Origin of the sequence: Agrobacterium sp. BT-220-3, from assembly GCF_025910175.1 — a bacterium.
Lineage (GTDB): Bacteria > Pseudomonadota > Alphaproteobacteria > Rhizobiales > Rhizobiaceae > Agrobacterium > Agrobacterium oryzihabitans.
This window is the reverse complement of the sequence record NZ_JAPAIX010000002.1, coordinates 233,436-246,850: the sequence shown is the minus strand read 5'-3', so window position 1 is coordinate 246,850 and position 13,415 is coordinate 233,436. Positions and strand designations below refer to the sequence as shown.

Sequence of the window (13,415 nt, the reverse complement as noted above, 5' to 3'; positions counted from 1 at the left end):
TATCGCCCGCGCCGGACGCAAAGCCCGGCGCGGGCATTTTCCATCATAGACCGTAATGATTTGGCGGCCCTCCGCCGAAGCGTTTGCGTGCGCCTTAAAGGGCAGGAATGCGAGGACAAGCCATGAATCGTGAAGCCGTGATGTCGATTGCCGCCGAGATCGAGGCAATGAAGCCCGATTTCACCAGAATGAGCGACAGCATCTGGGATTTTGCCGAAGTCAAATTCGAGGAAAAGCAATCGGCCGGGATGCTTGCAAATGCGCTTGAGGAGAACGGCTTTGCGGTGCGCCGTGGCGTTGCGGGCATGGACACGGCCTTCATCGGCGAATTCGGCATCGGCAAGCCGGTCATCGCCCTGCTTGGTGAATTCGACGCGCTGGCCGGCATGAGTCAGCTCGCCGATGTTGCTGAGGTTCAACCGCGTGAACCCGGCGCCACTGGCCATGGCTGCGGCCACAATCTGCTCGGGGTCGGTTCGCTGATGGCCGCCATCGCGCTCGCCCGGTATCTCAAAGCCAACAATCTGCCCGGCACCGTGCGCTATTATGGCTGCCCCGGCGAAGAGGGCGGTTCCGGCAAGACCTTCATGGTCCGCGCCGGTCTGTTTGACGATGTCGATGCGGCGCTGACCTGGCATCCGGCGCCCTTCAACGGCGTGCGCTCCACCAACAATCTCGCGGTTCTGGAATATTTCTACCGTTTCAAAGGCGTCGCTTCCCATGCCTCCAACGCCGCCCATCTCGGCCGCTCGGCGCTCGATGCCGTTGAACTGATGAATGTGGGCGTCAACTTTCTGCGCGAACACATGCCGCAGGACTGCCGGGTGCATTACGCCATCACCGATACCGGCGGCAAGGCGGCGAATGTGGTGCAGGCAAAGGCGGAAGTGCTCTATCTGATCCGTGCACCGGAAATGCGCCAGGCGCTCGATCTCGCTGCAAGGGTGGACAAGGTCGCGCGTGGTGCTGCCATGATGACCGAAACGGAAGTGGAGATCGTCTTTGACACCGCCTCCACCAATCTCCTGCCCAACATCACGCTTGAAACCGCGATGCATGAAAACATGGTGGCGCTCGGACCCATCGCCTTTGACGAAGCGGATATCGCCTTCGCCAAACGCATTCAGGATACCTTCACCGAAGAGGCGATCAAAAGCAGCATCCGGCTTTATCAGATAAAGGGCGATGTCTTCTCCAATCGGAAGATCGACGGGTCAATGCCGCTGCATCTCGGCCTGCGCGATTTCGAAGGCCAGTCGCATTTCCGGGCGGGATCGACCGATGTCGGTGATGTCAGCTGGGTGACGCCGACCGCGCAGTGCTGGACGCCCGCATGGGCGATCGGGACCAATCCGCATACATGGCAGGTGGTGGCGCAGGGCAAAAGCCCGGCCGCCCACAAGGCTATGGCGCATGCCGCCAAAACGCTCGCATCGACCGGCCTTTCGCTGATGACCTCGCCCGAGCTGCTAGAAAGCGTCAAGAATGAATGGCGGGAGAAGACCGAAGGCAGCGATTATGTCTGCCCCATTCCGGCGGATGTCATGCCCGGTTCGCACGGCTGAAACGCGCACGTTCCGGCGTCCGTCTCAACGGAGGTCTGCGTGTCCGAGATTGAAAGCGGACCTTTCACCATACTCGACGTCATCCTCGGACTTGATCCGAGGATCCATAATTTCAACGGCTTATGGATCCTCGCCTCAAGGGCGAGGATGACGCAGGAGGGGCTTGGCACCCCTATCGGTGTCCGCCTTCGAGGCCCGTTCTCCTCCAAAACCCCAGATTATCACCGCCTTGTGTGCCGCCTCGCCGACCGGCCGCGAAGAAACCATTGACGTTCGAACTAAAAATGGAATAAATATACCGAACAACAGAAAATCGGTTTCATTATTCCGTTTTCTGAATGTGAGGAGGTAGCGGCGGGCTTTTGGGCTCGTTTCCGGCTGGGAGAGGTGGCGCCGGACACCACGGAGGAGAAAACAATGAAAAAGCTTATCATCAGTGCGGCCATGTCTGTGCTTTTGGGCACGGCGGCACATGCCGAGACCGTCGGTGTTTCGATGGCCCTGTTCGACGACAACTTCCTGACCGTGCTGCGCAACGGCATGCAGGATTATGCCAAGGAACAGAAAGGCGTCACCCTGCAGGTTGAGGACGCGCAGAACGACGTTGCCAAGCAGCAGAGCCAGATCCAGAATTTCATCGCCTCCAAGGTGGATGCGATCATCGTCAACCCGGTTGACACGGATGCGACGGCAGCCATGTCGAAGCTTGCCGCCGACGCGAAAATCCCGCTCGTCTACGTCAACCGTCAGCCGGTGAACGTGGATACGCTGCCCGATGGCCAGGCCTTCGTGGCATCGGAAGAAACCGTTGCCGGCACGCTGGAAACCAAGGAAGTCTGCCGCCTTCTCGGTGGCAAGGGCAAGGCCGTGGTCATGATGGGCGAATTGTCCAATCAGGGCGCGCGCATGCGCACGCAGGCCGTTCACGATGTTCTGAAGACCGATGAGTGCAAGGGCATTTCGGTGGTTGAAGAGCAGACGGCAAACTGGCAGCGCACACAGGGTGCTGACCTTGTTACCAACTGGCTGTCCAGCGGTATCGAGTTCAACGCCGTCATCGCCAACAACGATGAAATGGCGATCGGCGCGATCCAGGCCCTGAAGGCCGCAGGCAAGGACATGAAGGAATTTGTCGTTGCCGGTGTGGACGCCACGCAGGACGCACTTGCCGCCATGCAGGCGGGCGATCTCGATGTGACGGTGTTCCAGGATGCTGCGGGCCAGGGCAAGGGTGCTCTCGACGCCGCACTGAAGCTCGTCAAGGGCGACAAGGTGGAGAAGAAGGTTTACATTCCTTTCCAGCTCGTCACGCCGGAAAACGTCAAGGACTACGTGGCCAAGAACTGACGAAACCGGTTCCGGCATTTGCCACCGTTTAAATCAATCTCGGAAGCAAATGCCGGATCTGGACGGCTAGCGGAGCTTTATGCTCCGGACCAGGGTAGAGTAATAGAATTTCAGTGAATTCAAAGTGTTACAGCGCCTTTGGTGTCATAACCGACACGGCGCTGTGAGCCTCCCCGGAAGACGGACGCCGTTGGGCAGAGCCATTTTTCCGGTTATTTTTGTCTATTGTGGAGGGTGAGATGGTCGTCAGTCCATCGACAATGGCCGCCGTGCGCGCCAGCGGCGCCGTGCCGAATGCAGAATTTCTTCTCGCCGCGGACGGTATTCGCAAGGAATTTCCCGGCGTCGTCGCGCTCGATGACGTTTCGTTCCACCTCAAGCGTGGCACCGTGCACGCGCTGATGGGCGAGAATGGCGCCGGCAAATCGACGCTGATGAAGATCCTTGCAGGTATCTATCAGCCCGATGTCGGTGAAATTCGCCTGAAGGGTGCTGCCATACGCCTCGATTCACCGCTCGATGCGCTCGAAAACGGTATTGCGATGATCCATCAGGAACTCAACCTGATGGCCTATATGACTGTCGCGGAAAACATCTGGATCCGCCGTGAGCCGAAAAACCGGCTGGGCTTCATCGACCATGGTGAAATGTATCGCCGCACGGAGACGCTGCTGGAAAGGCTCGGCATCGATCTCGATCCGGAAACGCGCGTCGGCGAATTGTCGGTCGCAAGCCGCCAGATGGTCGAGATCGCCAAGGCGGTTTCCTACGATTCCGACGTTCTCATCATGGACGAACCGACATCGGCGCTGACGGAGCGCGAGGTCGAGCATCTTTTCCGTATCATCCGGGATCTCAGGGAACGCGGTATCGGCATCGTCTACATCACCCACAAGATGAACGAGTTGTTCGAGATCGCCGACGAGTTCTCCGTCTTCCGTGACGGCAAATATATCGGCACCCACGCTTCCACCGATGTGACGCGTGACGACATCATCCGCATGATGGTAGGCCGCGAAATCACGCAGATGTTTCCGAAGGAAGAGGTTCCGATCGGCGACGTGGTGCTGTCGGTCAAGAACCTGACGCTCGACGGCGTGTTCCACGACGTTTCTTTCGATGTCCGGGCCGGTGAAATCCTCGGCGTCGCAGGCCTCGTCGGCTCCGGCCGTTCCAATGTGGCGGAAACGGTGTTTGGTGTGACGCCGGCTTCGTCGGGCACGGTCGCAATCGACGGCAAGCAGGTTTCGATCGTAAGCCCGACCGAGGCGATCCGCCACCGCATGGCGTTCCTGACGGAAGACCGTAAGGATACCGGGTGTCTGCTGATCCTGAATATTCTGGAGAACATGCAGATCGCCGTGCTGCAGGACAAATATGTCGCCAATGGCTTCGTGCAGGAAAATGCGCTTTCGGAAGCCTGCGAAGACATGTGCCGCAAGCTCAGGGTCAAGACCCCGCATCTTTACGAGCGTATCGAAAATCTCTCTGGCGGCAATCAGCAGAAGGTGTTGATCGGTCGCTGGATGCTGACCAAGCCGCGCATTCTTATTCTGGACGAGCCGACGCGCGGCATCGATGTCGGGGCGAAGGCTGAAATCCACAAGCTGGTTGGCGAGATGGCGCGTCAGGGCGTCGCCGTCATCATGATTTCCTCCGAAATGCCGGAGGTTCTGGGAATGAGCGACCGCATCATGGTCATGCATGAAGGTCGGGTGACGGGCTTCCTTGATAGAAGTGAAGCCACACAGGTGAAAGTGATGGATCTCGCATCGCGGTGAGGCGCGCCGGGATTTCTCGAGGAGGAACACGCAATGAATACGAACGCCGCCGCCAACGCAGAGTTGGACGCAAAATCCGGACGCAAGCCGCATAGGCGCATTCCACCGGAAGCGAATATATTTTTCATCTTGATCGGCATCGCGCTGGTTTACGAGCTGCTCGGCTGGATTTTCATCGGCCAGAGCTTTCTGATGAACCAGCAGCGCCTGACGATCATGATCCTGCAGGTGTCGGTCATCGGCATCATTGCGGTCGGCGTCACGCAGGTCATCATCACCGGCGGCATCGATCTGTCCTCCGGGTCGGTCGTCGGCCTGACGGCAATGTTATCCGCCAGCGTCGCGCAATCCTCGACATGGCCGCGCGCCCTTTATCCGGGCCTCACAGATCTGCCTTTCTTCATACCGCTGGCTGTCGGCATATTGGCCGGGGCTTTGGCCGGGTTCATCAACGGACAGCTTATCGCCCGCACCAAGATTCCGCCCTTCATCGCGACGCTTGGCATGATGGTGACGGCGCGTGGCCTTTCCAAATGGTACACGAAGGGCCAGCCGATTTCCGGTCTGACCGACGGTTTCACCTTCATCGGCACGGGTGTCTGGCCTGTCGTGGTATTTCTCGCCGTCGCGGTCATCTTCCATATTGCGCTTCGTTACACGCGCTATGGCAAGTTTACCTATGCGATTGGCGCCAACCAGCAGGCAGCCCGCGTTTCCGGTATCAACATCGAGGCGCATCTGATCAAGGTCTATGCCATTGCCGGCATGCTCGCAGGTCTTGCCGGTATCGTCACGGCCGCCCGCGCGCAGACGGCGCAGGCCGGCATGGGCGTGATGTATGAACTGGACGCCATTGCAGCGGCCGTGATCGGCGGCACGTCGCTCGCCGGTGGTGCGGGCCGCATTACCGGAACGGTGATCGGCACCATCATTCTCGGTGTCATGACGTCCGGTTTCACATTCCTCAGGGTCGACGCCTACTATCAGGAGATCGTCAAGGGTCTCATCATCGTGGCTGCCGTCGTTGCCGACGTCTACCGCCAGAAGAAACGCGCAAAGCGCTGAACACTCCTCCTCCCGGACTTGGGGCAAGCTTCCATGCTTGCCCCTTTTTTATGTTCTGGCGACAAGGAGCTGATTTGCGTTGGAGCGCAGGGCAGCCGCTCTCAGGCCTTGCTGTTTCGGTATTCGTGAACGGCCTTGCCGAAGGCTTCGAACAAAGCGCGAGACGGCGCGTCCGTCTCGGCCCAATATTCCGGATGCCATTGCACGCCGACGGCGAAACCCTTGGCGTCAATGACCGAAACGGCCTCGATCGTGCCGTCCGCTGCGGTTGCCTCCACCTGCAGGTGCGGCGCCGTTTCAGCAATTGCCTGCCGGTGCAGCGAATTGATCTGTATTTCACCTGACATGCCGAGATGCTGCGCAATGCAGGAGCCTTCGCGCACATGCACCGGCTGGCGGATCGCGAAGGCCACGTCGCGGTCGTCATGTTCCGGCTTGCGATGGTCCCAGATGCCCGGTTGTTCCTGAATTTCGGAAGCAAGCGTGCCGCCCAGCGCCACGTTCAGCTCCTGAATGCCGCGACAGATGGCGAGCATTGGAATGCCGCGTTCGATGGCGCGACGGATCAGTGGCAGGCTGGTGGCGTCACGGGCCTGATCGAAGGGGCCGTCGCTATCCTGCGCTTCCTTTCCGTAGAGGGAAGGGTGCACATTGGTGGCGGAACCGGAGACGAGCAGGCCGTCCACACGGTCGAGGATGGCGTCCACCTCATTGCCGTCCTCGAAGGCCGGAATGATGAAGGACATGACGCCCGCCACCTTCAGCGCGGCGGCAAGATACTGGTTCTGCGCCGCGTGCCAGTCGGCTCCGGTGAAATGCCGGATGTCGGCGGGAACGGCGATAATCGGTTTTGGCATGATGGCTCCGGGGCGAATCTCCAAAAATTTGTGCGACTGCCGGCGGGCCAAGTCAAGCATGCCTTTTGCGTTCTGTCGGCAATGTATGCGCCTAAAGTATAAGGCGGGGTCATGATATTTCAGTTGCAAATAAAATAGAGAGGAGACTTCCGGAAATTTCCCCAAAAGGCCGGTTTGTGTGCGGTTAATTCTTGGCGCGGGTGCTTGTCAGCCGGGCGGTAACCGTGCTTACTTTGCTGCGATGCCTGAACAGCAAAGAGGGGAATTCAAAGCTGCGGGCAGCGTTCATATCTGGGAGGATATAGATGGATCGCCGTTCCTTTATGAAAAAAGGTGCGCTTGCGGGAGCCGCCACAGCGGCCCTGGCCGCACCCGCCATTGCACAGCAGAATACCAAGATTACCTGGCGCCTGACCTCGTCGTTTCCGAAATCGCTCGATACGATCTATGGCGGCGCCGAGGATATTGCAAAGCACGTTGCTGCCGCGACCGATGGCAATTTCACCATCCAGACCTTTGCCGCCGGTGAAATCGTGCCCGGCCTGCAGGCGGCTGATGCCGTGTCATCGGGCACGGTGGAAATGTGCCATACCTGCTCCTATTATTACGTCGGCAAGGACCCGACCTTCGCCATCGGCACGGCAATACCCTTCGGCCTTAACGCCCGCCTGACCAATTCCTGGTTCTATGAAGGCAACGGCAACAAGCTGCTTAACGAGTTTTACGCCAAGCATAATCTCTACGGCATGATTGCCGGCAATACCGGTGCGCAGATGGGCGGCTGGTTCCGCAAGGAAATCAACACCGTCGACGATTTCAAGGGGGTGAAGATGCGCATTGCCGGCCTGGCCGGCAAGGTGGTGGAAAAACTCGGCGTCGTGCCGCAGCAGATCGCCGGCGGCGATATCTATCCGGCACTTGAAAAAGGCACCATCGATGCCGCCGAATGGGTCGGTCCCTATGACGACCATAAGCTCGGCTTCTACAAGGTTGCGAAATATTATTATTACCCGGCGTTCTGGGAAGGCGGCCCTGTCATCCATTCCTTCGTCAATCTGGAGAAATGGAACAGCCTTCCGAAGAATTACCAGATGGTGCTGCAGGATGCATGTGCCTTCGCCAATACCAGCATGATGGCGAAGTACGACGCCAAAAACCCGATTGCGGTGCGGCAATTGGTGGCGGAGGGTGCTATCCTGCGGCCATTCAGCCAGGAAATCCTTGAGGCCTGTTACAAGGCGGCGCTGGAGGTCTATGCCAGCATCTCCGCATCAAATCCTGACTTCAAGAAGATTTACGAGGATCAGGTGGCCTTCAAGCGTGAGGGTTATCTCTGGATGCAGCTTGCGGAATATACGTTCGATACCTTCATGATGATTCAGCAGCGTAACGGAAAGCTCTGATCTTTCGGTAAAAGGCGGACCGGCAAAAAGCCCCCGAAGCTTCGGACTCGGGGGCTTTTTGTGTGTTTGCAGCAATGATTTCAGGGCCGCGAGGCCTCCAGATGAATGTGCAACTGGTTGCGAATTCATTGCGGGGCGTTGGGAAAGCGCAGCGCTGCCGGGCCGATCTCCCGGATCAACGCTGCGCTATGCCGTTACGGTCCGATCTTGGGCGGTTGGCCAAGATCGGGCTGGGTGTTCTCCGGTTGCGGTCCACCCAAATTAAGGGGTGGCAGACCGAGCGCCGGCTGCGAGGCCGGTGGCTGACTTTCCTGACCTGGCGTTGTGGGTGACGGCCCGCCAAGGTTGAGCGGCGGCAGTCCGATGGACGGCTGCTGCGGAGAAGCGTCGCCGCCGAGAGGCGGCAGGGACAAGCCGCCGCTTCCTGGGCCGCCGGGTATCTCGATCTTGATCGTACTGGGATCGACGCTGGTGTGGCTGCTCTTGTAGTTCATCACTAGGCCGGGAAACGCTATGACCACAAGGATCATCACAAACTGGATGACGATATAGGGAAATACCCCCTTATAGATTTCCGTTGTTTTCACGCCGGGCATCTTTTTACCCGTCACTTTGTCCACCCATGTCGAGTTCGGAGCGATGGAGCGCAGGAAGAATAGCGAAAACCCGAAGGGGGGCGTCAGGAACGAGGTTTGCAGGTTGATGCCGAGAATGATGCCGAACCATACCAGATCGATCCCGAGCTTGTCTGCCACCGGCGCCAACAACGGCACCATGATGAAGGCGATCTCGAAGAAATCCAGAAAGCAGCCAAGAATGAAAATAATGATCGTGACCACGATCAGGAAGCCGTACTCCCCGCCGGGCAGGGCAAGCAGCAGTTCTTCGATCCAGACATTGCCATTGATGCCGTAGAAGGTGAGGCCGAAAACGCGGGCGCCGATGAGGATCATCATAACGAAGGCGGAAAGCTTCGTTGTCGCGTCCAGCGCATTTTTGACCGTTGCAATGGAGAGTCTGCCCTTGGCGAGCGCCAGGATCAGTGCTCCGGTTGCGCCCATCGCGCCGCCTTCGGTCGGTGTGGCGATGCCGAGGAAGATTGTGCCGAGAACGAGAAAGATAAGTGCCAGAGGCGGCACCAGAACGATGATGACCTGTTCAGCCAGGCGCGAAATGATCTTGGTACTTGCCGCGCTATTAAAGAGGGCGACGAGATAAACCGCGACCACGGCAAAGGCGAGCGCGGCGACCAGCTGCCATTCAGGGCTTTTTATGCCGGAGAAGAGGACGTGCATGCCCAGGAAATATAGCGCTATCGAAATGGCGATCATCACGAAAAGCGAGGTAATGCCGTTGCCAAGCGTGCGGGCCTCCTTCGGAAGGGCGGGCACGAGTGACGGTTTGAAGATAGAGATCGCAAAGATATATGCGCAATAGGCCGCCACGATCATAAGCGCGGGGTAAAGCGCGCCGACATACATATCGCCGACGGAGCGGCCGAGCTGGTCCGCCATGACGATCAGAACCAGAGAGGGCGGAACGATCTGCGCAAGAGTGCCCGAAGCGGCAATGGTGCCTGCGACGAGGGGGCGATTATAACCATAACGCATCATGATCGGCAGCGAAATGAGGCCCATGGCCATGACGGAAGCCGCTACGACGCCGGTGGTGGCGCCCAGCAGAGCGCCGACAAGAATGACCGCATAAGCGAGACCGCCACGAATAGGGCCGAAAAGCTGACCGATCGTATCGAGGAGATCTTCGGCCATGCGGGAGCGCTCAAGAATGATGCCCATGAATGTGAAGAACGGGATGGACAGCAGGGTGTCGTTGTACATGATCCCGTAGATGCGTTCGGGATGGGATTGCAATAGCGGCCAGAACAGTCGGATTTCCGGGGAAATCCACGATAGTTCCACGCCCAGTACGAAATAGATGAGGCCGCCGGCGGCGAGCGTAAAGGCGACGGGATAGCCCAGCAAGAGCATCAGCATCACGCTGCTGAACATGACCAGCGGCAGGTTATGCGCAATCAGATCTATCATGTCAGTTTCCTGCCGTTCCGTTGGTTTCTGCTTCGGATTCCGACAGTACCGTCTCACGCGGATCGGCAATATATCCGGCAATCACCGCATAACGCTTGATGATTTCCGAGAATGCCTGGACGAGAAGCAGGGCAAAGCCCAAAAGGACGACAAACTTGGCGGGCCAGATGATAAGGCCGCCGGCATTGGACGACATTTCTCCAGAATTGAAGGAATTCCAGAACCATGGCCAGGCGAGATAGGTCATCAGGCCGGCGAAAGGAACGAGGAAAATGATATGGAGGACAAAGTCGACGATATCGCGCGTGCGCTTCGACCACGTGGACGACAGTATGTCGATCCTCACATGCTCGTTCTTGAGGAGCGCGTAAGCTGCCGCCAGCATGAAAACGGTGCCGTAAAGATACCATTGAACTTCGAGCCAAGCATTCGACGACATGTCGAACATCTTGCGCACCACCGCATTGGTGGCGCTGATCAGCACTGCGGCCAGCAATAACCAGGACACAGATTGGCCGATAACCGTGGTGACCGTGTCGACGGCCCGGCTTATTCCCAATAAAAACTTCACTTTCCCCTCCTCAGGACCAGATCCAAGGTCCGGACCGCGGCTTTTTTATCGGCGTTTTATTTGCCATTTCGACCGGCAAGTCCGATTTTTTCTTGTTTGCGGGTGCTTATTGAACAGCTTTTCGAAAAGCAACTCCGAACGGTCATTCTTCCTCCGAGAATTCTGTACGGCATGCACCCTGTAACGATTTATCGTGCACTGATTTTATCTGGCGCGCTACAGGATGCGCCCAATTTGCAGTGCATTAATTTTACTTTTCCAACGTTACGGAAGGCAATCGGGTGGCTGACGATCCATTGCGCTTCTGCATGACTTCATGTTACCTCTGCGGATGGAGAATCCGGCATAAGCCCGCCATTGTTTGCAGGATGATGGTCTTGCGCGGCGGATCTGCGGATGGAGCATAAGGGGAAGCGAAATGAGCGAACACCATACGGGTCCGGTCGAAGTTGGCGCCGAGATGAATTACGGCGAGCACGAAAAGACCTATAACGCTTTTCTGGCCATGACGAAGTATGGCACGATGCTGGTATGCGTGCTGATGCTGGCCATGGTCGCTGGTTTCTTTACCTCAGCCGGTTTCCTTGGCGGATTGATCGTCTTTGTCTTCCTTTCGGCCGCAGGCTTCGTGCTGCTGCGCTGAACGACCCCACATAATGGAGCGGTGCCGGCCAACCCGAAAGGCAAAGCCATGAGACGCCTGTTATCCTGTCTGCTCTTGCTGGCGGCGATGTCGCATCATGCCTGGGCTCGCGATCTTTCGCCGTCCGAGCAGGACAAGCTCAAGACGCAGATCGAACGGTTCAGCACGGCGCTGAATACGCAGGATTTCGAGACCGTCGGCAGGACTGTGCCGCCGAAAATCTTCGAGTTCATTGCAGGCGACGCGGGTATTTCCGTCGACCAATTGCGCAGCGCCTTGACGGCGCAGATGCAGATGGCGCTTGCGGCGGTCAAGATAACCGAATTCACCATGGATACACGGGCGATCAGCGTCGGGGAAACGCCCGACGGAACGCCTTATGCGCTCATTCCGACAAAAACGGTGATGGAAACCGGTGGCCAGACGATAGAGGCGAAATCCCACACGCTGGCGCTGATCGATGACGCAGACTGGTATTTGCTGCGTGTCAGCGACCACCAGCAGGTGACTATCCTGCGGAAGGTCTATCCGGCCTTCGCTGACGTGAAGTTCCCTGAAGATTCAATGCAGCCTGTCAAATAAAGCAGTGTTTCGGTTTAAACCGGAAACACTCGAGCTGGCATTAGCCGGGATCCCGCACGCTCAGGAAAAACGCCCCGGACGGAAGGGATCAACCGAGATCGCGGTCTCTTCGCCACTTGCGAGTTGCGTCACGAGGCGGGCGGTGGCTGCCGATTGCGTCAGTCCCAGATGGCCGTGGCCAAAGGCATAGATGACGGATGGCGTGGTGCGCGCCGTGCCGATGACGGGAAGACAGTCCGGCATTGACGGGCGAAAGCCCATCCATTGCCGGCCGCCTTCCACCTTGAGGCCCGGCAGGAAACGTCCCGCCTTCTTGAGCATGGCTTCGGAGCGTTTGAAATTCGGTTTCAACTCCAGCCCGCCAAGTTCGACAGCGCCGCCGACGCGGATGCCGGAGGACAGCGGCGTCACGACGAAACCATGGTCGTTGAAATAAAGCTGCCGCGTAACGTTGAAGGCGTCGGCAGGCAGGGTGGTGTTGTAACCGCGCTCGGTTTCCAGCGGCACGATGTTGCCAAGCGTGGCGGCAAGTTTCTTCGACCATGCGCCGCAGGCGATCACCACCTTGTCAGCGTCGATCTTGTCGCCGTTTTCCAGCGTGACGATCGTGCTTTCGCCAACGGCATCGATGCGTTCGGCCTCGCCCTTGCGAAGGCTTGCCCCACGGGCGATCACCAGATCGAAAATCGCACGGGTGAAATCGTAAGGGTCGGAGACCTGCAGGCCGTCCGGCGAGAACATGGCATGACGGAACTGCGACGCAAGACCCGGCTGCAGCGTCTCGATTTCGGCGCGGCCGACGCGCTCAAAGGAGAAACCGGCCTGTTCCTTCTCATTCCAGTCCTTGAGGGCGGCATTAAAGCTTGTTTCGCTATCATAAAGATCGAGCGTGCCGGTCTTCGACACGAAGGGGGAAAGCTCCGGCATGGCGGTGACATGGGCCATTTCCGTGGCCGCCAGCCGGTTGATGTCGCTGAGCGCCTTCAGGCCGTAGCGGAAATTTCGCTCGGCGCTGGCGCGCCAGAAACGCCACAGCCAAGGGGCGATCCTCGCCGCATAGGCAGGCGGCACGCTGAGAGGACCGAGCGGGTCGAACAGCCAGCGCGGTGCCTTTTTCATGATGCCGGGAGCGGGAATGGGAATGATTTCCGGAAAGGCCAGGATGCCGGCATTGCCGGAACTCGCACCGCGGGCGATTTCGCCGCGCTCCAGAAGAACGACCTCGCGCCCGGCATTTTGCAGGTAAAGCGCCGCCATGGAACCGATAATGCCGCTGCCGATCACCAGCACGTCGCATTTCAGGGTTTTGGTCATCGGCGCTCCTGCAACACAAATCTTTCAGGCCCGCCATAACAACGAATGCTGTCTGGATGAAAGGCCGCATTGTGCCGCGGCTGCAGAAATATCAGCACTGTGGCAAATAAGCGGTGCCCATCCGGGAAAGATTCACAGGTAAAGGGCGCGTGTCTGAAGAATTTTTCGCTGGCAGATTCAGTCGTCGGATCAATAGTTATGGATCATTATTAATCGCTATTTAACGGTGTCGCGCTAGGTTG

General features: G+C 58.2%; 11 protein-coding genes. 7 read left to right on the top strand and 4 right to left on the bottom strand.

The features are described from left to right. Positions 1–122: 122 nt before the first annotated feature. From OK142_RS07685 to OK142_RS07670, 4 genes are all read left to right on the top strand, one after another. Positions 123–1,565: a M20 family metallopeptidase gene (locus OK142_RS07685; protein ID WP_498681963.1), complete on the top strand. Its 1,443-nt coding sequence runs from the start codon at positions 123–125 to the stop codon at positions 1,563–1,565. A 417-nt stretch (positions 1,566–1,982) separates the two neighbouring features. Continuing rightward, a complete protein-coding gene (locus OK142_RS07680) occupies positions 1,983–2,912 on the top strand; it encodes a sugar ABC transporter substrate-binding protein (RefSeq protein ID WP_313610958.1) in 930 nt (309 codons plus the stop codon). Between the two features lie 239 nt (positions 2,913–3,151). After that, on the top strand, positions 3,152–4,693 hold the full coding sequence (locus OK142_RS07675; protein ID WP_313610959.1) for a sugar ABC transporter ATP-binding protein: 1,542 nt from the start codon (positions 3,152–3,154) through the stop codon (positions 4,691–4,693). A 33-nt stretch (positions 4,694–4,726) separates the two neighbouring features. Continuing rightward, on the top strand, positions 4,727–5,758 hold the full coding sequence (locus tag OK142_RS07670; protein ID WP_216332786.1) for an ABC transporter permease: 1,032 nt from the start codon (positions 4,727–4,729) through the stop codon (positions 5,756–5,758). 101 nt (positions 5,759–5,859) lie between these two features. Here the strand turns inward: OK142_RS07670 and OK142_RS07665 are convergent, their stop codons facing one another. After that, on the bottom strand, positions 5,860–6,615 hold the full coding sequence (locus tag OK142_RS07665; RefSeq protein WP_498681959.1) for a gamma-glutamyl-gamma-aminobutyrate hydrolase family protein: 756 nt from the start codon (positions 6,613–6,615) through the stop codon (positions 5,860–5,862). A 305-nt stretch (positions 6,616–6,920) separates the two neighbouring features. Between OK142_RS07665 and OK142_RS07660 the strand changes: the two genes are divergently transcribed. Beyond that, positions 6,921–8,018, top strand: coding sequence for a TRAP transporter substrate-binding protein (locus OK142_RS07660; RefSeq protein WP_003500548.1), 1,098 nt, complete (start codon positions 6,921–6,923; stop codon positions 8,016–8,018). Between the two features lie 194 nt (positions 8,019–8,212). Here the strand turns inward: OK142_RS07660 and OK142_RS07655 are convergent, their stop codons facing one another. Then, positions 8,213–10,063 (bottom strand): TRAP transporter large permease, encoded by a 1,851-nt coding sequence (locus OK142_RS07655; protein ID WP_498681957.1) that lies wholly within the window; start codon positions 10,061–10,063, stop codon positions 8,213–8,215. A gap of 1 nt (position 10,064) precedes the next feature. Next, positions 10,065–10,634 carry a TRAP transporter small permease subunit gene (locus OK142_RS07650; protein WP_137038929.1) on the bottom strand — a complete coding sequence of 190 codons (570 nt, stop codon included), beginning with the start codon at positions 10,632–10,634 and terminating at the stop codon, positions 10,065–10,067. A gap of 418 nt (positions 10,635–11,052) precedes the next feature. Between OK142_RS07650 and OK142_RS07645 the strand changes: the two genes are divergently transcribed. Together OK142_RS07645 and OK142_RS07640 are read left to right on the top strand one after the other, a co-directional pair. Beyond that, the gene (locus OK142_RS07645) at positions 11,053–11,277 is read left to right on the top strand and encodes an aa3-type cytochrome c oxidase subunit IV (protein WP_082185721.1); all 225 of its coding nucleotides are present in this window, start codon (positions 11,053–11,055) and stop codon (positions 11,275–11,277) included. A 48-nt stretch (positions 11,278–11,325) separates the two neighbouring features. Beyond that, positions 11,326–11,859: a hypothetical protein gene (locus OK142_RS07640; protein ID WP_498681956.1), complete on the top strand. Its 534-nt coding sequence runs from the start codon at positions 11,326–11,328 to the stop codon at positions 11,857–11,859. Between the two features lie 60 nt (positions 11,860–11,919). On the opposite strand, the gene OK142_RS07635 is transcribed toward OK142_RS07640, so the two are convergent. After that, positions 11,920–13,173: an NAD(P)/FAD-dependent oxidoreductase gene (locus OK142_RS07635; protein WP_498681954.1), complete on the bottom strand. Its 1,254-nt coding sequence runs from the start codon at positions 13,171–13,173 to the stop codon at positions 11,920–11,922. Positions 13,174–13,415 lie beyond the last annotated feature (242 nt).

Excerpts from the sequence above, each read along its gene's own strand:
- OK142_RS07655 (WP_498681957.1), bottom strand. The coding sequence starts at position 10,063 with ATGATAGATCTGATTGCGCATAACCTGCCGCTGGTCATGTTCAGCAGC.
- OK142_RS07640 (WP_498681956.1), top strand. The coding sequence starts at position 11,326 with ATGAGACGCCTGTTATCCTGTCTGCTCTTGCTGGCGGCGATGTCGCAT.
- OK142_RS07685 (WP_498681963.1), top strand. The coding sequence starts at position 123 with ATGAATCGTGAAGCCGTGATGTCGATTGCCGCCGAGATCGAGGCAATG.
- OK142_RS07670 (WP_216332786.1), top strand. The coding sequence starts at position 4,727 with ATGAATACGAACGCCGCCGCCAACGCAGAGTTGGACGCAAAATCCGGA.
- OK142_RS07665 (WP_498681959.1), bottom strand. The coding sequence starts at position 6,615 with ATGCCAAAACCGATTATCGCCGTTCCCGCCGACATCCGGCATTTCACC.
- OK142_RS07675 (WP_313610959.1), top strand. The coding sequence starts at position 3,152 with ATGGTCGTCAGTCCATCGACAATGGCCGCCGTGCGCGCCAGCGGCGCC.
- OK142_RS07645 (WP_082185721.1), top strand. The coding sequence starts at position 11,053 with ATGAGCGAACACCATACGGGTCCGGTCGAAGTTGGCGCCGAGATGAAT.
- OK142_RS07635 (WP_498681954.1), bottom strand. The coding sequence starts at position 13,173 with ATGACCAAAACCCTGAAATGCGACGTGCTGGTGATCGGCAGCGGCATT.
- OK142_RS07660 (WP_003500548.1), top strand. The coding sequence starts at position 6,921 with ATGGATCGCCGTTCCTTTATGAAAAAAGGTGCGCTTGCGGGAGCCGCC.
- OK142_RS07680 (WP_313610958.1), top strand. The coding sequence starts at position 1,983 with ATGAAAAAGCTTATCATCAGTGCGGCCATGTCTGTGCTTTTGGGCACG.